We start from the raw sequence: 22488 nt of genomic DNA on the forward strand, positions 1-22488 counted from the left end.
TAGTGGTCCGTTTGTTTTTTATGACTCAGTTTCGGAGAAATTATGCGTATTCGTCAAATAGTACTGATCGCTTGTGTGACAGCGTTTTCAACGGGGGCGTTCGCGCAAGGATTGCCGCACATGAAACGCGGCGAATGGAAAGAGACAAGCATTGCCACCGGACGGGGCATCAAGGATACCTATACCGTCTGCAATCACGGTCAGGCCTTTACCTCCTGGATGATGTCAAAGCAGGGATCAACCTGTACGACTACGGGGGTACCAGTTATCGAAGGGGACGGGCAGGCCGTTTTTCAGGAAAACTGCCTTTCGAAGCAACCGCAGGGTGGTGCTGCGCATATGCACATGACGGTTCATCTGGCGGTAACTGATGCGGGGCGTGCTTTTCAGTCTACCATCACGGGGCAGGGAAATGCGGATGGCTATGACTTTCCAATCAACGACACGGTAACTGGGCGTTACGTAGGGGCTTGTCGCCACGGTGGCTGATGATTCCCCGAAGCGCAGGGTTGACAAGAGGGTCAACGGGCGGCGTCTAGGTAGAATAATGCAGTCCGCCCTTGCAATCTTAGGTATGCTTTCAATCGTTCTACGCGGATGTTTGGCGACTGTCATTCCATTACCAAATGGTTGGCTCGCTATCACGCCGCCGAGATCAATTCACGTATCAATAGTAACACCACTGTGACCTGTGCTCACAGGAATGGGGGCCTGACCACTGGCTAGGAAGGAGGCGGAATCAGTACTGCGGGTAACCCGACGCGGATTGGCAAAATATGGGCCTGGCCGTTTTGCACAGCTATTTCCTTTGCAGTTTGCGGTGGAACCGCAAAAAGAGCGCTAACAAATTTCTTAAGCTTGACCACCTTCCCAATACATGTCTTATCATCAATGTTAGCTTTTGAGAATGGTTTACTCCAGTTATTATAATCAGGTTCCTGTTTTGTTTTAGGATAGTATGGCGCAACCAGAGCGGAAATAAGGCATACCTGAACTGCAAAAAAATATTAGCTTTGACATTTTGGTTGTCTATTTGTCAGAAAATGATCACCGGTAATATCTCTTTTCACAATAATTTCATCTTTTATTGGCCGCCGTGTAATTTTTTTAGTAGCATATTCTGACGCCGTAATGGAATAGGAACGCCCGGGTTAAGTTCGGTGTAAGCCCAGGGATGTTTACTAATTATACATTTTTTTCTGGTTGATTTATATTTTGTAAAATATTCTCCGTTTATTTTAACATAGAAATTATTTTTATCTTTCTTGTGGAAGGTTACTTTAAATGTTTGAGTCGCGTATTGACCATTTATCCCCATTGTCTTGCAGGTTAATTTAGCTTGGTAGCCATAAGTATTATTCGTGAGCCACTTACCGTGATTGCATGTCGTATACTGAGAAGCACCTGTTTGAGTTTTCCTAACCTCTAATTCTAAAAAACGCAGAGTTGGAACGGCATTTCCAGCTTCAACGCAATACCCAAAGCCATGCCCTGTACTCCACCATCCTGGCTTAATGACATCAGCATTGCTGGTTCCATAAAAAAGCAAACAGCACGTTATAGAAATCGTAAAAATAGATTTTTTCATCCCGCTTCCTTTCTGGTAAATTGAAAATTTACGCATATCATTCACACAGATCTGATGCGTTGTTATGATTGCGCACGTTGGGGGTTGATGAATCAAATATCTTTGATTCTCGTCGTTCTCGGTTCGGCACTCCGAATCCTCTATTCTTTATTGCATTTGCAGTGTTTGTATAACTTCCTGTTTTCTGCGAAATCAATACTTGGGCAAAAATTGGTTGGACACCTCCGCTGACTCCCGACAACTCACGACGGTTTTACATCAAAGGAACGCGCAGTGCGCTGGAGTCTTGAGCATTTACCAAAATTTATTATCCCCAAGGAAACTGTGGTGAAAAGGCATTTTCTTTTAAATATTTTAGAACAGGGAGGCTGACGGTCACGGAACTTGGGCAATGAACGATATTCACGGAAATGCTTTTGGTCACTTTATCGAATTTCGCATTTTTCCAATCTGGACAGGTTCCTATTCTTTTGATATGCACATTATACCATGATTTTCCAAGAACTTTAACAAATGAAATTTTTCCATGAAATGCATAATGAGAAGTTCCTTGCATTTTACAAGACTCCCCTTTGCATGCCCCTGAAATACCCTTATCTGCCCACGCAACTCGTATCTGATGGTTGCGCTGAAACGAAGTTGAAAACGCAACAAGAACAGCGCTTTTGCTATATACTCCTGTGCTCCATCCTTTATTTACAAATAAAAAGCCTACATGGCCTAGCCCAAGCGCTACTGTTTTGGGTTTGTTTATTTGGCAATATTGACCAAGTTTCATTATTAGTGGCTGAACGCTGATTAGCTTCCACCGATCTTTGTTCCATAAAAAAACGCTTCCGCCTATGATGGCAGGATCAAAGGCCGGGCAGTCTTTTTTATAGCTAGAAAACAACAAAACTTGGTAGTATTTACTATCATATTTGATAGATTCGGTAGAAAGTGGATTATATGATATTTCACCTTTACCGCCAATAATAAGTTGGTTATATTTTTTTGAATTATCAGTAAAAGCGTTTGCTTTTATCGTTTCGGAAAGGGCTGTGGTAGACGTAATAATTTTTGGTGTATCAATGCTAGAAGCGTATACTGTACAAATGTTACCGACAATAATAATCAGCATTGCTAATGACAGGGAGATTTTCTTGCTGAATTTCATTGGCAGACCCCTTCTCTTAACATAAATGTTTATGGCTTTTTTGGTGATGATTTTTTTAAGGGTTTGCATGATGTAAATAGATATCTACTTGTCGGTACGCTATTGATGGTATCATTCCCATAATTTCCGGAGTTCCATAGGTCCGCCTCTTCTTTGTGTCGATTCGTTATAGTTGTTGGTAGATCATAAAATAAAAATCCAGTTGACCCAGACATAATTGAAGGTAATGAACAATTATTTATATCTTCTATTAATTTATCATTAGCACTATTTAATCCATAAAAGTTATATATTATGTCTGCTAGCGCATTTATCTGATTTTGATTAAGTTGGACATGTATATTTTTTAAGACGGTCGCAAGCCTAGCATCAGCGAACTTTTTGACAAAATGCCCTGCTTGAGCAAAAGATAGTCCGTTTGGATATTTTGCACAGAACTCCTCCTTTGCCATTGATGTACTGATTAGTCCCTTATTATTACCGAATCCCCAATTGACATTGCCATTGCTGCCTCCGATATATGGCCATTTGGCGTACCCCTCGTGTGCTTCAATAAACTTTATCCCTTTTTTGTTGATCGTACCAGTTGCGGATTGACCTTTAGGCAGCTTCGTGCAAATTGATGTTGTCGAAGCCGTAGGTGCAGCAGCGGGAGTGCACTGTGTTTGCGCGGCCTGTTGTTCGGGGAGTGCGGAGGTTTTGACGCATCAGCTGCCTGCGGGGCAGGCTGCTGATGCGGGATGGGGTGCGGCTGTCTCGTGCGTCTTGAAGTATTGCTCAATGGACTGCATGGAGTTCCAGTTGATGCCTCCGGAAGCACTCGTGCCCGGAGTAGGACAGGGGGCCAAAAAGACCGCGCTGGTGGTGGATGCCGTAGGTGCGGTAGTGGAGGTAGTAGGCGGTGCTGCCGGAGAGCCGTTTGAACCGGGACAGTATTCCTGTTGCCGTTTCTGTACGATGCGCTGGTCGCTATGCTGAATCAGGCAGCCCAGACCCTGGGTACTATGCTGTGCCTTGGCCACCGTACCGCAAGCGGCGCGTTTTTCCTGAATCCAGGCGATTTCCTGCGCACTGAGTTGACGTCGGGCAGAGGGCTGGGATACGGAAAACAGCTGGTTGTAGTCTTTCGTGAGCTGACTGTTTTCGTATCCAGTCGCATCCTCTGGCAACGCTGGTCGGCCTGGGCGGCCATGGTTTGGAGGCCAATCATATTCCCCTGTACCTTGCTCCAGATACAGGATCGGAACCAGTCCTGCAGGGGCATGTCGCCCGCGCCAACCCAATGTGGCAAGAAGTCCATTTGAACGCAGAAGTTTTGGCAATCTTTCAGGGGCCAGAACAGTACATCAGCCCCTCCTGGTACGTGACCAAGGCAGAAACCGGCAAGGTGGTGCCCACCTGGAACTATGTGGTGATCCATGCCTATGGCCCTCTGCAGGTCCGGGATGATCCGGCGTGGATACGACAACAGATGTCTGCGCTCACGGCGCAGCAGGAAAAGAATTTGCCTTTGCCCTGGCAGGTGGAGGATGCCCCCCATGACTTTACGGAACAGCTCATTCAGCAGGTAGTGGGGATAGAAATTCCCATCACCCGCTGGCAGGGCAAGTGGAAAGTCAGCCAGAACCAGCCACGTCTTAACCGAGATAGTGTGCTGACACATCTTGAGCAGTGCCATCAACCGGACTCAGAAGCCATGGCCGAACAGGTTCGGACCCGCCTGGAAGGCAGTAAAAATGGGTCTTCCCAATGAATTTGACGGTAGGCTTTTTAGTGTTTCCCGGACTGTAACTGCTGGATCTGGCCGGACCTTATGAGATGTTTGCCGCTTTATCCTAAAAACAGCAGTTTCCCCTGCTGAAATGACCTTATCCATCTGATAGGATGAGGTTTTTCCTGATGATGGAGGTTCACCCGATGGGTGAAGCAGAAAAACACCCGCAGAAGGCTATTCCGGCGGCGGTGCAGACCATGATAGTAGACACCCTGGGCGGTCGTATTCAGGTATCCTGGGACCAGGAATCTGCGGCAACGCCCATGGGCCAGATGGTGTTTTTTGCCGCCTATCTGGAGACCACGGGTCTGTTTGACACTTGGGTGGAAGAGAGTCCCTTGCATTACACCAGCCCCAATGCCCCACAGAAACGGGACATGCTGGGGACCTTGTTCCTCTCTATTCTGGCGGGTCACCGTCGCTATGCCCACGTCACGGCGTTACGCAGTGATGGCGTGAGTCCCAATATTCTGGGGATGCACAAGATCGTCAGTGAAGATGCCCTACGCCGGGCGTTAGGCAAAATCCCCGAAGCCGAAGGGACGGAATGGATGCGCAAGCATCTGCTCAAAAGCGTGGTAGAGGCCTGCAAGACCCCCTGGATTCTCGATATCGACACCACCGTCAAGCCCCTGTTTGGGCGTCAGGAAGGGGCAGAAGTGGGTTACAATCCGCACAAGCCTGGACGACCGTCCCATGCGTATCACGCCTACTGGATGGGCAATCTGCGTCTGCTGCTCGATGTGGAAGTCACGGCGGGAAATACCACCGCGTCCAATCATGCCCAGCCCGGCTTGAATCGCGTCCTGGATGCCCTGCGTGCTGAACAGCGTCCCTATCTGGTCCGTGGCGACTGCGGCTTTGGCAATGACGCCGTGATTCGGGAAATGGAGTCCCGGCAGCAACCGTACCTGTTCAAATTGCGCCAGTCCCCGCGTGTGAAGCGCCTGCTGCAGCGGGTTTTCACCCGTCGGGACTGGGTAGATGCGGGACAAGGCTGGGAAGGCCGTGAGGATCGGATTCAACTGGCTGGATGGCAGCAAGATCGGCGGGTCGTGATCCTGCGGCGCTTGCTGAAAGAAAACCTGATCGCCACCCAGGAACAGCGCGGTCAACTGGCCTTTGCCTTTGTGGACCGACGCCAGACCAAGGTTTATGAATATGCCGTCTTGGTGACCGATCTCTCCGACGGCGTTTTGAGTGTCGCACAGATGTATCGTGACCGGGCAGATGCCGAGAACGGCTTTGATGAACTGAAGAATCAATGGGGATGGGGTGGCTACACCACCCGGGATCTGGCGCGTTGCCGACTCTCTGCCCGGGCGATGGGACTGGTGTATAACTGGTGGAGTTGGTACACCCGGCTGGCCTTCCCGGAAATGCGGAAGGAGGCTATCACCAGTCACCCATTACTGTTGTCCGCCATCGGCCGGAGCACCAAACACGCGGGACAGACCCATCTGTATTTGATCCCGATGCACGCCGCACAAAAAAAGATCGAACGCGGAATCGAAAATATTTGCAATGGGTTAAAGACCATCCAGCAGACTGCGGAGCGGTTGCTGGGAGCAAATCCTTGGGACCTTCTTGTCAGCTACATCGTCGCCCAAATTACCCAAAAACCATGGGTGCCACCCGGGGCTTTCCCAGCCCTTGTCGGACCGTAACTGCTTTTTCTAGGTTTATCGGATTGCGAGATCCACCTGTTCTGGAAAACCCGGGAATCAGTGGCTTGTTCGACGGGTATGCGCTTTTACCCGACAACCACACTGGACGAAGGGCCGCCAGTGGATGTTCTCTGTATTCCCGGCGGAGCCGGGATCACGGCTTCAGGATATGGTTGAGCAAGGCTATCAATGTGTTGCCGCTTTTTCGGATGATGATTGTGTCGGGGTGGCGGGTATTTGGCTGGGAACGCGCTTTTGGTGTGGTCGTTATCTGGATGTGGACAACGTGGTCGTTGACCCTGCATATCGCGGTTCTGGGATAGGACGGCAGCTTATGGACTGGGTAGAACAATATGCTCGTCAGCAAGGCTGCAAAATCATGGTGTTGGATGCATACGTCACCAACCATTCGGCACGCCGTTTTTATGAGCGAATGGATTATCAGGTGCTTGGACATCATTTTGTCAAATCATTGTGATCAGGGGGCTAATTGGCGAATATGAGGGGAGTCGAATAAGCGATGAAGCAATCATTGGTTACAAAAACAGGACGGACTATTACTTATCAAGAGCACGGAAATCCAGGTGATCCGCCGGTGTTCTTCTTTCATGGCACCCCCGGTTCACGCTTCCAGTTGGATTTGTTACCGGCTGCCTTATTGGAAAATGTGCACTGGATTGCGATAGACAGGCCGGGTTATGGCGAGTCATCGCGTTGTCAGGGATTAAGCATGGCAGACGTCACCGCAACAGTGAGTGACTGCACGGATTATTTGGGTATAGATTCATTTTAGGTTTTGGGATTTTCAGGAGGTGGGCCTTACGCCCTAGCGTGTGCACAGACAATGCCGGATCGTGTAACCGCAGCCCATATCGTCAGCAGTCTGGGGCCTGTGGATATTCCGGAAATCTGTTCTGCGCTGCGTCGTCAGGACCATCTGCTGTTTACGCTCGCGCGTCGCAGTCCTTGGTTGTTCTCTCTGGTGCTGCGTTTGAGTATGTGGGGTGTACGCCAAAATCCGGAGCGGTTTATCGCAAAGCTTGCAGAAAAAATGAGTGTACAGGATCAGGCGTTGCTGATAGCACCAGATACCCGATCAGGTGCCCATCCGAGTCTTTTCTGGGAGTGAATGATGCCATGATCAACCTGTTACGATCAATTTTTGATGCACTCAAGTGCATCATAAAAGCAAATAGGGGTTATTGCTAGGCTGTAACCTATTGATTTAATTGGTGGAGCGGAGGAGGATCGAACTCCCGACCTTCGCATTGCGAATGGGATAAGATGGTTTTTAGAATCAAACGCAGAATAAAAATACATATTAAAAAACAGTACAATAACGTATTATTGAATCATCTTTTTTTGCTTTTCGTTGATGTTCCACTGCATCATTTGTGCATCATGATGCAGTTTGGGCAGCAGTCCGGTCAAATGTAATGCCACAGGATTGTGGTGGAGGTTAATCATGTCAGCCCATCTCGCCATTGTGTTGAGAACAACTCTCTTCACTTATCTTACTACGCACTGTTACAGATTGATCTGACTGAGCGCCAGATCTAGTCCATCGTGCGCATGGTGGGCACATAGCTTCCTCAACGACCACCTTGCCAAGCACTGCATTTATCATGGCGAGAACCCCGCTTAAAACGTATAGGGACACGAGAATGAGGGCAAGCATAGACAACGCTAGCTCCAAATGTCCGGTCGTGCAATGCAGATCGCCAGACAGAACGTGTATGATCGCACTTGCCTTTGAAAACAAGTAAGAGGATGTTGTCGCAATAACCTGGTTCAAAGTAGTCATCCCATCAGTCCTCCGATCTGTTTCCGATCAGTATCCCGTTCGCTGGTGTCATATTTGCCACCAGATGCATCGCCGTCCTCATCCGTGGCCTGGTTGACCATCCCTTCCAGTTCAGAGATTTCATCGTCATCCATAGGCTTCTCGATCGGCTCAGTAGAAGCCACGGTTTTGGGTTTAGTATCTTCTGCCTCCGCCAGCGGATCATCGTCTTCCATGGGGGGTGGCTGGGGCGCTTGTAAAATTCCACCATGATCCGGAAAGACCTTGCTGTAATCTTTTCCATCCTGCAGCTTATCGCTGGTGGCAGGGCAGGTGACCTGCGCACGCTTCAGCAGTTGCGGCAATTTGAAGTACAGCATTTGTTGTCCATAAACGGGTGCAAAACCGGCCACAAATACCAACAGATCACCCGGCTCCTTAATGTTCGATCCTTCTTTCAGCGGGCCTCTCAGGCGCATGACTTCATCACCGGTCAAAAGGGCTCTGGGCTGATAGTTAATGCTCGTAGAATAACCCTTATTGGTACCCAGCATGCCCGCGTCATAAGTCTGGTTATCGTTCTCCAGGGTGATAGTGGTTGTCCCCAGCATTTTGGATAACCATTCCGCCGTTTCAATCTGGTTGGGAGCATAGGCCACCCGGATATGGCAGTTACCCACAATAGCCTTTGCACCGGATTTGCCGTATCCGTGCCCCTCATCTTCCAACTGGGCATAATCCTGGGTAATCAGGTACAGCTTGACGTTGTATCCTGCTAAAAAGGCAATGGAATCCTGGAAGATGTCCATCTTCCCCAAAGATGGGAATTCATCCAGGAGCATCAACAAGCGGTGTTTTCCCTTGCAGACCATGCGTCCCGCCTCGGAAACCAGTCTGTCGGCTGACGTGAATTGCGAAGCGACCAAGTTAAGAACCAGTCGGATCAACGGTTTCAATCGGTTCTTGTCTTCCGGACTGGTCACTAGATACAAGGAAACAGGGGCATCCCCATCCTGCAGATCAATAATGTTGAAGTCTGATTTTTCCGTCCATTTAGCGATGATGGGATCACGATAGATAGATAGAAAACTCATCATCGTCGAGATGACACCAGATTTCTCATTGTCTGCCTTATTGATCATTTCTTTCGCAGACTGAGCGATAGCCTGGTGGACTTTGGTAGGCTTGCCCATAAGGTCCTTCCAGCCAAATCGACCAGAAGGATCATGTTCCGTGGTCAACATGCGCTCAAAAGCTTCATCCACACTATTCAGTGTCGGGTCGTTCAAAAAGGCGGCGACTCCTCGCAGCGTTTTGTCCGGCAAAGCGTAGAGAATGTGCAGAATCACGGATGTCAGTAACGCAAAACCGGTCTTTTGCCAGTGATCGTTTAATCCCTTACCGTCCGGATCCACAATCATGGTGGCAATATTCATGGTGTCTTTGACTTCAAAGTCGGTACCAATGCGTACTGCATCCAGTGGATTGAAGTGGCAACCATCGGGAGATGGATCACCGGGATTGAATTTCAGGATTTGATGACCTTGCTGACGACGATAACCCGCCGTCAAAAGATAGTTCTCCCCCTTGATATCATGGACTACCGCCGAGTCCATCCAGCCATCCAGTAAGGTGGGCAGGACCAATCCCACGCCCTTGCCGGATCGCGTAGGTGCAAAAGCAATAATGTGTTCAGCACCGGTATGCTGCAAATAGGTGGGTTTCCCTTTCTCTACATAGGCGCCAACATAGCAGATATGCTTGGAATCGAACTTGATCCAGCTTGCTGGTGTGTTGGCTGTTATCTCCTCGGGGTCACTGGGTAAGGCTGTTGCAGGGATCACGGATTTCTTATCGCCGGGCGGAGGCAATAAGGCCATATCAGCAACTTCCTTGGCGCTGGCCCAGTGCGCAGATCCATGCACCTGGTTCTCCATCACATCCTGCTTGGCATCTTTATGTTTGAAGCCCAGCACCGTGCCCGTAACCAGTCCCAGGACCATTCCTGGACCAAACATCCATTCAATCAGCTTCATCCGTTCATTGTTGTCATGCAACAGAAATAACGGACGAATGAATTCGAGCGGGTTATAGATCCGCCATCCATGCACCTGGAACCACCATGCATGCATGTTTTTCAGAAAACCGGCATCCAGGTAATAATAAACGCCATAGCCAGCGTAGTGCGGGAACATCTCCCGCGCCACATAAGCTGTGCCCAGCACTACGCCGATGGATCCGGCAGCCAATCCACCAATCAGGGTCTTGAGACCACCACCACGCGCCAGACGCTGTGTCTTGTAATCCAGGAGTTTCTGGTTCGGTCGGTGCAAGGTGGGGGTAGGCTGCTTTCTGCCACTGAGTATGCTCATTGGAGGTCTTCTCCCATGTTGGATTGGTTTTTACGCTGATGCCACAAGGTGATGGGGTCTTCTGGAGACTGATTGCAACAATCTTCCCAGAGCCTTTCTGTTTGGGTATTCTCAAATGCCCCTGCTGGTACGGATTTGTCCATTTGCCAGTGCTCTGGCATCAGGGCGCTTGAATCTTTCATGGCAGGATCGACCAGGACACGGATTGCAACCGCGATTCACTTTGGGCGCCTGTCCATCGGTATTGGGGGAAATTATTCCGGGTAGTATCTGGGGTGCCCGGCGTTTTGCCTTGCGCCTCCAGATAAACCGGATACCCGGCTGCGGCCAGAATCCGGTCGGCATACCCGGCATCTCCACTGGTGTTGCCCGAATTGTACAATTCAAAAGTATGATAAAGCGCCGATTGGCCGGCAGGGTAGGTCATCTTTGCCAACTGATAGTCTACGGTGAGGATTTTTCCCGCTACCCGGACGTTATGACACGCATTGAAGGCGTTTTGGGGCGTCAATCCATAACGGGCAAAATTCTCTGTATCGACCTGGCCCAGGCCAACGTCCACACGGGCACCAGAGGCCATTAACGCTGTTAGAATCTGAATGGCTTGCGCCCGGGTTTTTGGATGATAGGTGCGCCCATTACTATTGTCGTGCAAGGCCAGTGGATCACCACCCGATTCAACGCGGATGATGGCCGCCAGCGTATCGGGATTGACCTGTGGCGCACATCGCGCCACAGCCTGCGTGATCGGGACGGCAAGCATCACAGTCCGCCACGGTACTTCAGGGACACTTCCGAGCATTGTGGGCAAACGTGGACCTGTACCGCCATTTTCTTTTCAAAGGCTTCTTCTCCATCCGTTGCGAGTTGTCCGAAAATGGCACCGGCAGCAGCGCCGCCGAGCCCCGTCAGTCCACCCATGCGAATGCCGTGATCTCCCAGATACTGCATAGCTGTCTGGCAACGTGGGCAAGACTGTTGCTGAACCTGTTCCTGTGCGTGCTCTCCGAATCCAAACATGCTGTTCTCCTTGTGACGATTAACGGTAGTGATTGAACCGACAAATACCGTGTAAATAAGTCTGTTTGCCGGTCTGAAAAAGCGTGATAAGCGCCATGCGCAAAGAGGGCCTTCCAACCCTCTTTTTGAAACGGGGACGCATCAGTTCCTCGCTTCCCATTTTGTCCCCAGTTTTTTGGGGTCGTTTTTCTCCGGCCACCAGCAAGCGCTGCATCCTTCACACTTGAAAAATGCGCTGCCTTTTTTGGTCTTCAGGGTGATGGTCGGCTTTTTGCAGGATGGGCATTGCGGCCCCTTACCGGACGATTTGCCACCCTGTCCGGGTTTGCCGCCCTTGCCACCTTTTCCACCCGCACCGGTCGGTCGTGCCTGTCCTACCGACACCTGCAGGGTCTTTGCCGTTTCAACCAGCCGGGCTACGGCCTTCTGTTGGGCGGCTTCAAATTGCTCCAGACTTACTCGACCTTCCGATATGCCCGAAAGCGCATCTTCCCATCGAGCCGTCAAAACCGGATCCGTCAATTCCTTGGGAAGAACATGGATCAGCCCGCGTCCCGCCTGGGTGGAAATGATTTGTTTGCCTTTGCGCTCGATGAATCCACGGGTCAATAACGTCTCTATCGTATTCGCACGAGTCGCTTCTGTGCCAAGGCCTGAAGTCTCCTTGAGCTTTTTCTTCGCTTCAGGGTCATCCACGACCTTATGGATATTCGACATCGCTTCAATGAGGGTGCCGTCATTGAAGCGGGCAGGGGGCTTGGTCTGTTTGCTCTGCACATCAGCAGTGACTACAGTCAGGGTTTGCCCCTTCTGCAGAACTGGGATGGTACCGGATCCGGACTCTTCATCCCCTTCTTCGTCGCCCGTGCCTTGCAGGCTGCCGCCATAAACAGCCTTCCAACCGGGTTTTACCGGCACTTTGGCCGTAGCCACCCAGGATTCTTTCGTGCAATCCAGAACGACTTTCGTCGCCCGATAGACAAAAGGTGGATAGAACTGGGCTAAATACCCCCGCACGATCAGGTCATAGACCTTGGCCACGGATTCATCCATTTGTCCTTGCATGGAACCTGTCGGAATGATGGCATGGTGCGCGGTCACCTTGCCGGTATTCCAGATTGCACTCTTACGCGCAGGATCTGCCCCTTGGGCCTCTTTGGCGAAGCCAAGCCGGGATAGCTTCTGGACGATGGCACCTGCTTCTCCCAACTGCTCTTCGGGCAGATAACGGCAATCAGTCCGTGGGTAAGTCGCCGCCTTGTGCGTCTCGTACAAAGCCTGAGCGGCATCCAGTACTGCCTGTGCGCTCATCCCGAACTTGGCCGAACAGGTCTTTTGCAGTTCGGCCAGTGAGAACCCCAACGGAGCGCCTTGCTGTTTTTCACTGCTCTCAAAAGCCGTGACCACGGCTTTACCTGCTGCTTGCGCCTGGCGGGCTAACGTGTCTGCGGCTTTTTTGTCAGTCAGATAGCCTTCAGCGTCCACGCCATCGGCATCTTCACGCAACATCCAGTTGGCCCAGAATGCAGTACCCGCAGAGGCATTCGGCGATGCCTGGATGCGCGGAATGAAGAAATCCTTGGGTTTGAAGTGCTCAATCTTTTCATCGCGTGCGACGATAAGAGCCAGCGTCGGGGTTTGAACGCGACCGACCGATAAAACCCCGGATCCGGTGTTGCGTAACGTGAATGCCCGGGTGAGATTCATGCCGGTTAGCCAGTCTGCACGGCCACGCGCTTCTGCGGAGTCGCGTAGTAGACGATATGCTTTATTATCTTTGAGGTTGCCCAGCGCTTTTTTGACGGATTGTTCATCCAGTGCTGCCAACCAGATACGCTGTGTGGGTCCTTTCCAACCCAATTCCTCCAGCACTTCATCGACCAGCAGTTGCCCTTCACGATCAGGATCGCCGGCATTGACCACAAGGTCTGCCTTTTTGAGCAGATCACGGATAATCTTGATCTGGCCTTTGGCATCCTCTTTGGGTTTGCGCTTCCATTCCTGCGGAAAGATGGGCAATTCATCGAATCGCCATTTCTTTTTGCCTTTTGGCGTTGTTGGCACCGTAGCTGATGTATAAAAATCAGGTTCTTCCTGCTCAAAAATATGACCAAAGCACCAGGTGACCACCGTGTCTCCACAGGTAATGCAGCCATTCCCCTTGGCTTTACTGCCCGGCAAATACTCCGCGATCCCTTTACCCAGAGATGGCTTTTCTGCAATAAACAAACGCATTATTTATCCCCTGTTCTTGCAGGTTTCTGCTCCAGCAGTCTATCCACCAGGGCAGAAACACTGACATGCCATTCTCCGTCGGGTAGACGGAGAATGCGTTGCATCGCTGCAGGCGGCAGCGCAATCATGACCGCACGCAAATCGCGTTTTGGTTCCTGTCGATCACGGCGACTGGCGAGGCTCAATAGCTGTGCGTCATCGTATTTTTCCAGTGCCCGTAACAATCGCTGCTGACGTTCTTCAGCCGGGATTCCGTGATTTTCAATGCGCACCAATATGTTTCCTAACATCCTGTGATTTCCTTAGCTGTAGGGATTTGCTTCTGTAGGCTGTTTCGGCTGTTTCACTTTGCCAGAACCCGTCTGCATTTGCGGATTGTAAGGGCCAGGGAAGACCATATCTTGCGTTGCCACCACCTGGAAAACATATCCTGGCTTGATCGTGATGGTAGGGGCTATATCAATATACTTTTCCAGTAATTGCGACTCCGCCTGTCCAAAGGTCTGCGCCAACGATTGCTCGCTATCCTGAAGCGCCGTATTACCGGATATCTGCCCGGTAGCACTGGTACTGGATGATGGAGAGGCGATTGCCATACCTGCATCCACAATGGACATCAGCAGTGCATTTTTGAAAATGAGCCAGGTATGGTCATTCACCTCACCCGAAAACCCACTGTATCCTTGTCCACCAGCACCATTGAAACCCGGTAGATTGATGTAGGTACCATTCGGGAATTCAATGCGGGTCCACGCGACTGCCAGCCGATTCACACCCAATGTAGTGCTGGTATTGTATGTGCCAATTAACTTACTCCCGGCGGGAACCAGTAGGCTCGCACCATTCACGCTGGAATAGACATTATCGCTCACCACGGCGGTCAACTCGCCCGGCAAATAGCTTTTAATGCCCGTTTGCAGTACCGCTGGAATGACGGATCCCTGCAAGAGTTCATAGGGACTGACTTCCCGCTTGACCAGGTCGTTTGAGATGTCTGACTCCCGTTTCTTTTTGCTGTCTTTGCTTGATGTCGCCACCGGCAACGTCGTTGGCTTGTTGGCCTGTTGGGTCAGCGGGGTGCGGGAAGCCGTGCTGCCCGTTTTCCAGCCGAGCGCATTGGATCCTGACCCTCCGCTTGTGCTCTCACCGAGAGTCGCCTGAAATGCCGTATCCTGAGCGGCATAAGGGTTTTTCTTGGGCTTTGCTGGAGGCTGATGGTTTGAAGTAGACTTACCCGATGTTTTCCCGCTAGATGAGTAATCATCGTTGCTATTGTTCGATGATGCCTCGGGGTTTTTTGGTTTGGACGGTCGGTGTTTTACCGGAATCGTGGACGTTTCAGGCGTCTTGGCAGGGCCTACTTTTGTGGTCGTGGCCACTTTTTTGGTATTCGCGAAAATCGGATGATGCTGCACATATTCAAAGCCGCCCAGTCCGGCCAGCCCGAGAATGGCAACGCCGGTATACATCGCTCGCTTGGATATGCGGGTACTTTGTTTGTTGGCGTCCGGCTTCACATTGATAGGGGTTGCACCCTGCAATGGCGACCCCAAAGAAGGCTCGTTACTGCTATCGGGTGCAGAGGGGTTGGATGCCTTTCCGTTTTTTCTACTGAAGAAGCTCATTTTGCACTCCCTTCTTGCGTCAGCCGGACTTCAGAGACGATCCCCTTATGGCCTTCTTCCAGAAGATCCACCTGATAGGGATTCCCCTCTATCACCAACGTTTTTCCACCATTTTCAAGATAGCTTGGTGCATACCAACTGGCACCAGATCGGTTTCTGGGCAGAATCATCGGTGCTGTTTTTTGTGCATGCCGGAAATGTACAAACGTTTTCTGCGGGGTGTTCGCCACAACGACGGGCATGATGTCCTGGCAGCGACCCGTCACACACTGCATTTTCCAATTGACAGAAAGATGCACAGCATCCGGAGAGGTATCTGCAATGACAGTATGTGGCAAACTTTCGTTCTGCTTCAGCAGGATTGGAATCGGTCGTTTGATCAGTCTATGTTCCGCACGATAAAACGATAATTTGGGGGTATATCGGGTTTTGCCCGAAGTAAGATCCACGCTGTATGTGATCAGATTGCCATGAGGGCCGGTCGCCATAACCTGCAAATTGCTTTTCAGTCCAGGATAAATTGGTGACACGGCAATAATGGCATGATCTCCCGCGACGCCTGTCTCCACATTCCAGAAGCCGGAGGGGGCTCCCAGCATTTTTTCCGGAACGGCCCCGCGATTCAGCACGATCAGTGAGTAATTACCCGGGCAGGTTTGCAGTATAGGGGTGATCTGTCCTAACGGATAAATCACAGCACCATCGGATTGCGCCAGGTACGGCAGTTGGCGAATGTGCCCATGCTTCCAGGCATTCCAAAGAGATTGTTCCTCAATTTTGAGCGGCAGATTATAGCCCACAAAATTATCCGCATTCTTGGTGGTTTCCCAGGCGTCCGCTGTATTTATGGATATGCCTGACACGAATCCCTGCCCTCCTATCTGGGGGGCTTCCAGAGGGGCAGCAAAGGCCATGGTTGGCAACATTCCAGCCAACATTAAAATGGGTTTCAGATTTTTACGCACCGACGTTCTCCTTTTTACGTTTGATATCGACGACCTGGGTTCCCAATCGCAGTTTGATGCTGGCGGGCACAGAGTTCACAACGATCTGGCGGTTACGAATTTCTGTGTCTATGCCAATTTCCTTCCCAGACCGATTGAATCCCTGAACAATCGGATATCCACCATGGCTGGATAATCCTTTGGGCATATCAATAAAAGTGTGTGTTCCATCGTCATAGACACGTAGTGGACGAATCGGCGTGCAACTGCTTTCGGAAAACCATCCCCCGCCGCCACAGTGAATGGACCAGTCCGTCTGAATCTTCTCGATCGGCACACGCGGTAAAGGCAGCACTTGGCTGCTGGCTTGAACCGGCCTGGATATTGGCGATGTTCCTGTCATCATGGGCGAGTGCCCGCGAATCATGGCCTTTTCTGCAGGGGACCAGGCACGGGTAACTGGGCCTGCAATGCCCTGTATTTTCAGGATCGGAATATATCGGTTCGCATCGGAAACCAGATGGACCTGATAGTTGACCGCTTTTTTGTGGTCCGTAGCCGCAATGACAATGTTTTGATGTAATCCTTTGAATTTCGGACTCAGGAAAATCTCCGGCTGTTTGCCAACCATCGCCTGTTGAACCTGCCATTCCGCAGGAGATACACCCACAGTCGTCACGGGTTTTACGCCATCCGGCAAGGCGATAACGCAGGTATGCAGTGGCGCACAAACCAGCACTGACTCGCCGGCGCTGGTCGTTGCTATGCCCCCGTTATGTTCTGGCAACATGGGGATGTTGACCTTACTTTGTTGGGATGCGGCCAGAGCGTCTTCAGCGAGTTGGTGAACGCGCTGTGACTCTGGCCCTTCCGGAGGGGTGGTAATCGCATGCTGGAAAATCTCCGCAGGTGTCGGCGGGGGCGGTAGCTGCTTTCCATGAATACCCGGTACCACATGATGCTTGGTCGCTTGCTGATCGGCACTCTTGGTGGGTGCCGTATCGCTTTTCGCTGGACCCTGTTGTGGAGCGCCCAGGTTAAGAGATGGCAGTCCCGCAGGGGTTACCACGCCTGCTATCGCATTTGCAGAAAAGATCACGGTCGGTACAGCTACTAGAAGGACCAGAAGGATGAGTTTATGGATGTGCATGGTCGAATATCCTTATCCCAGTTGGCGACTGAAAGCGAAATGGGTAATGTAAATCCCGAAGGGATTACCATTCAGTATGTTGGGATTGTTGGAGGGTCCCACATTGGCGTAGGTAATAGTGCCTTGCCAGTTTTGTTCACCGTGGATGCCGCCGTGTTTCCCGTATTTCTTAACCGAAAAATCAATGATGAATGATCCACCGCTTTCCGTGAGCTTCCCAAGTGGCTCTGCAGACTGAATAGTGACGACCTGTCCACCTGTGCTATTTTCATAGGCGGAATAAGGATGGTGCCGACTGTAAAATGCATTCAGGCTCGCCTCGCCGGTGTTGGCGATATAGGCGTAAGACTGGTCAATCCAGTGTTTTTGCACGGCAGTATCCGGACTCCGGCTAAAGAGTAGCCAGGAGAATCGGGAGACGATATGCCGGACCACTGGTTGGGCATAAGCCCCGGCTTTTACGGCTTGTGCCAGTTCAACCGTTTTCCCGAGTTTGCTGACTTCTACCACGTAAGGGACTACATGCACTCTATCTGCTTCATAAACCATACCGGCACCAAACAGTGCCGCAATGCCTATGGCAGAGATGGCGGCAATACGCCAGTTCTTCGCCTGGGAAATGTAAGAGCCGTACCGCTCCATCCATTCACGCCGTGCGGCCAGATAATCAGGTTGTTCTGACATGCTTCCACTCCGAATGATGATCGTTCATTGTGGTATAGCACAGAGGGGAGGGAGGTTGTTTGAAGGGGATGGAGAGACTGAAGATCGATGCCGAGTCTTGGTGTCTAAAGCATTGATGTTATATCATTAAAAATTTTTTGATTAAAGACCAAAGACTGGCGAGCATCAGACATTGTGACGTTTTCGTCAAGTTTGTAGTCGCATATGATGCGCTTGCTATGCGCGATTTTTATTCTTGCGCTTAAAAGCTTGAGTCTTCTGTCCGAATGATTTTTAAGTGCCGTTTGCAAAGCTGAATGGCTTCGATGGTCGCTGTAGGTGGGTAAACCAAACTTATTTTTAAGGTTTATTGCGTTTGTATACACAGCATAGTAAGACCTTGATATGGCATTCCTACGGATAATTTCTGAACTGTTATTGTTGAGAATAGATGTAGAGAAATTTAGAAAATCAATGGGGACTACTGCCATGTGTCGTTCCCCGAATAGCAAATAGCTAAACCATCTAAATCTAAATTTTTATCTACCAGTTGTTCAGTTAAACTATATTCCATGTTTGCTAGATCATCTGGGCTTGCGGATGTGATCAAAGTGTGAACTACGCATCCATGAATAGATCTGATCTTGCTCCCTAACACTAAGTAATTATTGTCTACAAGATGAGAGATAGCTAAAGAGACTGCTGCCGCTGTTTGCTCGTTATATTTTATCGGGTTGTTGGTTTCTTCGGCAGGAAGCGTCATTGATTGGCACCGTTAATGATTAAAAATAAATTTGAACGCCTCGCTGTATAGCAATCTGCACATCCGTTTGTCCAATACAATGTTATATACTAACTTTTGATCAGATGGTCTATGATTGCGTTAAACTTATGTGACATCAGCAACCTAACATGTTGTTTTGGTATTTTTAGCTTTAATGCGATTCCGTATTCATCTATATGCCCATTTTGAAGATCATTTTTTAACTTTAGTCGATACGTCTCTGGGCAAAAACAAGCCACCGCCATCCAAACGGCATTTACTTCTGAAAGATAAATGGGGGAAGGTGGATCTTCTAACGAAGAAGGCGATGAAAACGAATCTAAAAGCAGGTCAAAGACTGCACTTGTTGTTTTCTCTTCTTCTTCGTCAAAGAAGTGCATTAACTCCTTAACAAAAACAAAGCGTTCCCAGCAATGATTTAAACCTCTGGCGAGAACTATGTGGGCTACCCCAGAGTTTTGAACATAAGAGTTCTCAGATTCGGTCCCTAAAAATGAGCCTCTCATTACAGATGTGTCCATACTGGTTTTTATTACGCGAACACTCTCTTGGCCGCATATCTCTAGCACTTTATTTTTTATTATGTTACGCCGTATATATGGCGTTAGTTCTTGGCAGAATTCATATAGATTTTTATATCCAGAAGCCATGAATCACTCCAAGTCTACTTCTTCGAAGTCATCCGCATCTATCTGAGACAACATTCTGTTGATCTCTTCAGCGAATCTTTCGGGCATTATATCGCGACTTGTCCCTGGGTAAATCTTGAAATTCGACAGATTTAACGCAGTGTTGTCGAAAAGTCTTTTGTTTGCCAATTCAATGTTTGTCATGATGTGTGTCTCTCCTAGTAGATGAAAAAAGGCGCATACTTCCATCCTTAACAACTTTTGTGCTTTAATAACTTTAAAAATTATATCACAAAAAATAATTAAAATCAATGCTGTATTCTGGTTATTTGAAAAGGTATGAAGCGAACTAAATTTATTTGCCCTACTCCAGAGTCAAAAACGTTAGGCTACTCTACCAGAAGAGATCAACTGGCCAGATTCTGCTCGCAGATCCGTGGAGCATGGGGGAAACAGGCTTGATAACCAAAGTGTTGGTTGGAAACAGGGGGTAATCCACCTTTTTCGGCGGTCACCCCACAAAAGCCTAACCCCTCTGGAGTAGATCCAGGGACAAAGTGTGTGCAATCCGCACAGGTAACTTTGGATGTTGGGATGGCAGACTTATGCAAAAGTCGGACTAAAAAACACGCACCAGAATCTTTGTCTGAACCGCCATCCAGAATCCCTGCCAGTCAGGATGCACCGGATGATGCAACAACCAGGCGTACACCAGCAAGCCACCGAAAGCAGCGATGCCCAGAGCGGCCAGGCCCAGAGCCACATACGTCAACAGACGCACTCCACCATGCCGGACAAAACCCCAAAGATAAGCAGTACCCAATAGCCCCCAGAAAGCCCAGTGGACCCAGAGGGGGGTGGTGGACCACAAGTGGGAAACTTGCTGGAAAATGATGTAGGCAAGGAATAGCAATACTCCCACAACAATGAGCACAAAATCACCTGTTGTATTTCTTCTTACAACCTTTCCATCTCTATCATAATAGATTGTTTCTGAGTATGAATGATTCATTGTTGGTTCTCGTCTGAATAGCTTTTTTTATGGTATAGCATCACAATAAGTCGAAAACAAGAGGCCGAAGCCCCTTGCTTACGTTTAATCATCCATGTGTTTGAAGTCGAGCTTTGAACCGCTCACACCGCCATTGTCTTTGCCATGATCTTTCACCTCATTGATCAGTCTTTCCCCTATTTGTTTCTTACCCATGTTGGCAGCTTGTTCTGTTAGTGATGGTTGACGGTTCTGCTGCGCCATAGAATCCCGCATCTGTCTGAGCAGTTCCGTCTGCTCATTAGGGGACGGGGCAGGGACAGGGGCTGCATCTATGGGGGGCAGTGAACCCGATGGGGATTCTGACGGAGCCGATTCACCACCGCCGCTACTTTTACCACCACCACTGGCGGATGAATCACCAGCAGGCCCACTAGAGGGTCCTGCGGACGGCGAGGATCCCGCCGTGGATGCTGCATGACCAGATGTCTGTGCAGCCGGTGACCCTTTGGGTGCGGATGTAGCGGTTCCGGAAGCCTGTGTAGCCGATGCACCTTTGGCGGCAGTTGTGCCCTGCGCAGCAGATCTACCGCCCATGGCCGTGGCCGCTTCTGCGGTTACTCCCGCAACACCCGCAACACCTGCAGCCTCTGCTGCTTCGGCTATCGGGCTTTCGCTGCCACCCTCTGTTGATTGCGCGGCAGTTGTGCCCTGCGCAGCAGTTTCCGCCGGAGGGGGCGCATCATTGCTCTTGCTGTTCGTGCTGGAACCAGATGCAGAGGGTTTCTGTACCGATGCCCGCATGTGTTCCATGCCTTTGGCGTCTGGTGTCGGAACCGACTTCATGGAAGCCGATTCCATGCTGCCTGCACCACCGCCCGAGCCACCCATACCGGCACTCATACTGCCTGCTCCGCCCTGCGCTGCAGCGCCACCGGCTTGTGCAGCTTCCGTCGCTCCCATCAGGGCACCACCGCCGCCACCCGCACTACCTGCTGCGGCACTCAATGCTCCTGCACCTGCAGCAGCACCGCCAGCCGCAGCTAAGGCCACCGGAGCGGCAGCAATGGCTGCGGCCCCCACACCAGCGGTAGCCATCCCTTTAGCCAGTTCTCCACCTGAAAAGCTACTGGAACCGGTCAAAATACTGGTGGCAATGCTCGATGCTTTCTTGGGTAACAAGGCGATAATGGCACCCAGAGCCAACATCTGGAAACCCATCTGAAATGGATTATCTACGTTCTCCATCATCGTGGTCATTAACGGCACCAGAGAATTCATCACCAGGTAAGCAATGGCGTTAATCAGCAGCAGCCGAAAGCCCACATTCACGGCATAATCAAAGTAACTACTCACGTACTTTGCGGTATAACGCAATCCGCCACCCGCTAGAACAATGACCCCGAAAGCCATTACCAAATAACTTTCTAATGTCACCATTAACAATTCCAGCGCCAACATCAGGATGGAAATGGCCGTCAGCAGACCCAATACAAAGGTTAAAATAGTTTCACCCAGGAGTGCCGTGGGATTTGATGCGGCAAAGAAATCCGATGCGGCTGAGAATGCCGACCCCCAATCCATATTCACAATGTCAGAAAGGACGGACGATGCATTTTTGGCTGCAGCATGAATAGGAGACAACAAAATACCGAGGAATGCCTTTTCTGCAAATCCCGCGATGGTGGAAGGCGTTGCGACAGTCACACCCAAAGCGGTAACTCCACCTTCAAGACCATTGATAATCGCGGGAATCCAAACCGATGCCTCATTGATGAAGGTCAGAAAAAATCCTAACGTAACAACCTTTTTTATCAAACTTCCGAAAAGATCTTCATGTCCTTTCCTGTTCAGTCCGTGATTCATCGCCAAGATGGCTATTTCAATGGCGGCGAAGGCAAAAAAGAGATTTTTTGCTGCTGCCTGAAGCGGGGACTCCCATCCGGAAATGGCCGTTCGAAGATCTGATTGCACTGTCGTCAATGCACCCATGCCCGTTCCAGCCATGGCTACATCGGGCACGAGAAAAAGCATTACCATTAAAAGCGGTAGAATCCACCATTGCTTGCGAAACATGCGCGTTGCCTCGAACGATCCATTGATTTCT

General features: G+C 50.1%; 26 protein-coding genes. 6 read left to right on the plus strand and 20 right to left on the minus strand.

Annotation, left to right across the window (positions count from 1 at the left end):
- The first annotated feature begins 120 nt into the window (after positions 1-120).
- Positions 121-489, plus strand: a complete 369-nt coding sequence (locus BLW97_RS03995; protein WP_075322400.1) for a DUF3617 family protein — start codon at positions 121-123, stop codon at positions 487-489.
- Positions 490-1084: 595 nt separating this feature from the next.
- Here the strand turns inward: BLW97_RS03995 and BLW97_RS04000 are convergent.
- The 4 genes from BLW97_RS04000 to BLW97_RS04010 form a co-directional block, all read right to left on the minus strand.
- Complete coding sequence (locus BLW97_RS04000; protein WP_075322401.1) at positions 1085-1588, minus strand: hypothetical protein; 504 nt, start codon at positions 1586-1588, stop codon at positions 1085-1087.
- Positions 1589-1895: 307 nt separating this feature from the next.
- A complete protein-coding gene (locus BLW97_RS04005; protein ID WP_075322402.1) occupies positions 1896-2744 on the minus strand; it encodes a hypothetical protein in 849 nt (282 codons plus the stop codon).
- Positions 2745-2773: 29 nt separating this feature from the next.
- Complete coding sequence (locus tag BLW97_RS18940) at positions 2774-3196, minus strand: lysozyme family protein (protein ID WP_143214836.1); 423 nt, start codon at positions 3194-3196, stop codon at positions 2774-2776.
- A gap of 255 nt (positions 3197-3451) precedes the next feature.
- Positions 3452-3913: a lysozyme inhibitor LprI family protein gene (locus BLW97_RS04010; RefSeq protein ID WP_075322403.1), complete on the minus strand. Its 462-nt coding sequence runs from the start codon at positions 3911-3913 to the stop codon at positions 3452-3454.
- 26 nt (positions 3914-3939) lie between these two features.
- On the opposite strand from BLW97_RS04010, the gene BLW97_RS04015 reads away from it, so the two are divergent.
- The 5 genes from BLW97_RS04015 to BLW97_RS19730 all read left to right on the plus strand — a co-directional run bounded on the left by BLW97_RS04015 (position 3940) and on the right by BLW97_RS19730 (position 7314).
- Positions 3940-4497 (plus strand): FMN-binding negative transcriptional regulator, encoded by a 558-nt coding sequence (locus tag BLW97_RS04015; protein WP_242947687.1) that lies wholly within the window; start codon positions 3940-3942, stop codon positions 4495-4497.
- Positions 4498-4661: 164 nt separating this feature from the next.
- Positions 4662-6185, plus strand: coding sequence for a transposase (locus BLW97_RS04020; protein ID WP_075322405.1), 1524 nt, complete (start codon positions 4662-4664; stop codon positions 6183-6185).
- A 124-nt stretch (positions 6186-6309) separates the two neighbouring features.
- Entirely contained in the window at positions 6310-6663 is a 354-nt protein-coding gene (locus BLW97_RS04030; RefSeq protein ID WP_242947689.1) for a GNAT family N-acetyltransferase, read from the plus strand.
- A 42-nt stretch (positions 6664-6705) separates the two neighbouring features.
- Entirely contained in the window at positions 6706-6978 is a 273-nt protein-coding gene (locus tag BLW97_RS19725) for an alpha/beta fold hydrolase (protein WP_207650546.1), read from the plus strand.
- Between the two features lie 51 nt (positions 6979-7029).
- Positions 7030-7314: a hypothetical protein gene (locus BLW97_RS19730; protein WP_207650547.1), complete on the plus strand. Its 285-nt coding sequence runs from the start codon at positions 7030-7032 to the stop codon at positions 7312-7314.
- A 671-nt stretch (positions 7315-7985) separates the two neighbouring features.
- Here the strand turns inward: BLW97_RS19730 and BLW97_RS04045 are convergent.
- From BLW97_RS04045 to trbL, 16 genes are all read right to left on the minus strand, one after another.
- On the minus strand, positions 7986-10340 hold the full coding sequence (locus BLW97_RS04045) for a type IV secretory system conjugative DNA transfer family protein (RefSeq protein ID WP_075322407.1): 2355 nt from the start codon (positions 10338-10340) through the stop codon (positions 7986-7988).
- On the minus strand, positions 10337-10522 hold the full coding sequence (locus BLW97_RS04050) for a hypothetical protein (protein WP_075322408.1): 186 nt from the start codon (positions 10520-10522) through the stop codon (positions 10337-10339). Before BLW97_RS04050 ends, BLW97_RS04045 begins: the two co-directional genes overlap by 4 nt.
- Complete coding sequence (locus BLW97_RS04055; RefSeq protein WP_075322409.1) at positions 10519-11103, minus strand: lytic transglycosylase domain-containing protein; 585 nt, start codon at positions 11101-11103, stop codon at positions 10519-10521. The genes BLW97_RS04050 and BLW97_RS04055 overlap by 4 nt, the downstream gene beginning before the upstream one ends.
- Entirely contained in the window at positions 11103-11360 is a 258-nt protein-coding gene (locus BLW97_RS04060; RefSeq protein ID WP_024893847.1) for a hypothetical protein, read from the minus strand. Before BLW97_RS04060 ends, BLW97_RS04055 begins: the two co-directional genes overlap by 1 nt.
- A gap of 141 nt (positions 11361-11501) precedes the next feature.
- Entirely contained in the window at positions 11502-13595 is a 2094-nt protein-coding gene (locus BLW97_RS04065; protein ID WP_075322410.1) for a DNA topoisomerase 3, read from the minus strand.
- Entirely contained in the window at positions 13595-13885 is a 291-nt protein-coding gene (locus BLW97_RS04070; RefSeq protein WP_075322411.1) for a hypothetical protein, read from the minus strand. The genes BLW97_RS04065 and BLW97_RS04070 overlap by 1 nt, the downstream gene beginning before the upstream one ends.
- 12 nt (positions 13886-13897) lie before the next feature.
- Positions 13898-15220, minus strand: a complete 1323-nt coding sequence (locus BLW97_RS04075; protein WP_075322412.1) for a TraB/TrbI/VirB10 family type IV secretion system protein — start codon at positions 15218-15220, stop codon at positions 13898-13900.
- Positions 15217-16185: a TrbG/VirB9 family P-type conjugative transfer protein gene (locus BLW97_RS04080; RefSeq protein ID WP_075322413.1), complete on the minus strand. Its 969-nt coding sequence runs from the start codon at positions 16183-16185 to the stop codon at positions 15217-15219. The genes BLW97_RS04075 and BLW97_RS04080 overlap by 4 nt, the downstream gene beginning before the upstream one ends.
- Positions 16178-17314, minus strand: coding sequence for a TrbG/VirB9 family P-type conjugative transfer protein (locus BLW97_RS04085; RefSeq protein WP_075322414.1), 1137 nt, complete (start codon positions 17312-17314; stop codon positions 16178-16180). Before BLW97_RS04085 ends, BLW97_RS04080 begins: the two co-directional genes overlap by 8 nt.
- Before the next feature lie 12 nt (positions 17315-17326).
- Positions 17327-17998: a VirB8 family type IV secretion system protein gene (locus BLW97_RS04090; protein ID WP_075322415.1), complete on the minus strand. Its 672-nt coding sequence runs from the start codon at positions 17996-17998 to the stop codon at positions 17327-17329.
- A gap of 104 nt (positions 17999-18102) precedes the next feature.
- Complete coding sequence (locus BLW97_RS19365) at positions 18103-18468, minus strand: hypothetical protein (RefSeq protein WP_075322416.1); 366 nt, start codon at positions 18466-18468, stop codon at positions 18103-18105.
- Positions 18459-18740, minus strand: a complete 282-nt coding sequence (locus BLW97_RS18945) for a hypothetical protein (RefSeq protein ID WP_143214839.1) — start codon at positions 18738-18740, stop codon at positions 18459-18461. Before BLW97_RS18945 ends, BLW97_RS19365 begins: the two co-directional genes overlap by 10 nt.
- Before the next feature lie 89 nt (positions 18741-18829).
- Entirely contained in the window at positions 18830-19411 is a 582-nt protein-coding gene (locus BLW97_RS04100) for a hypothetical protein (protein WP_075322417.1), read from the minus strand.
- A gap of 3 nt (positions 19412-19414) precedes the next feature.
- Entirely contained in the window at positions 19415-19594 is a 180-nt protein-coding gene (locus BLW97_RS18950) for a hypothetical protein (RefSeq protein WP_143214840.1), read from the minus strand.
- 415 nt (positions 19595-20009) lie between these two features.
- Positions 20010-20324, minus strand: a complete 315-nt coding sequence (locus tag BLW97_RS04115; RefSeq protein ID WP_075322420.1) for a hypothetical protein — start codon at positions 20322-20324, stop codon at positions 20010-20012.
- A gap of 162 nt (positions 20325-20486) precedes the next feature.
- The gene (gene trbL / locus BLW97_RS04120) at positions 20487-22457 is read right to left on the minus strand and encodes a P-type conjugative transfer protein TrbL (protein WP_075322421.1); all 1971 of its coding nucleotides are present in this window, start codon (positions 22455-22457) and stop codon (positions 20487-20489) included.
- Positions 22458-22488: the final 31 nt, after the last annotated feature.

This window comes from Acidithiobacillus albertensis, from assembly GCF_001931655.1.
Taxonomy (GTDB): Bacteria; Pseudomonadota; Gammaproteobacteria; order Acidithiobacillales; family Acidithiobacillaceae; genus Acidithiobacillus; species Acidithiobacillus thiooxidans.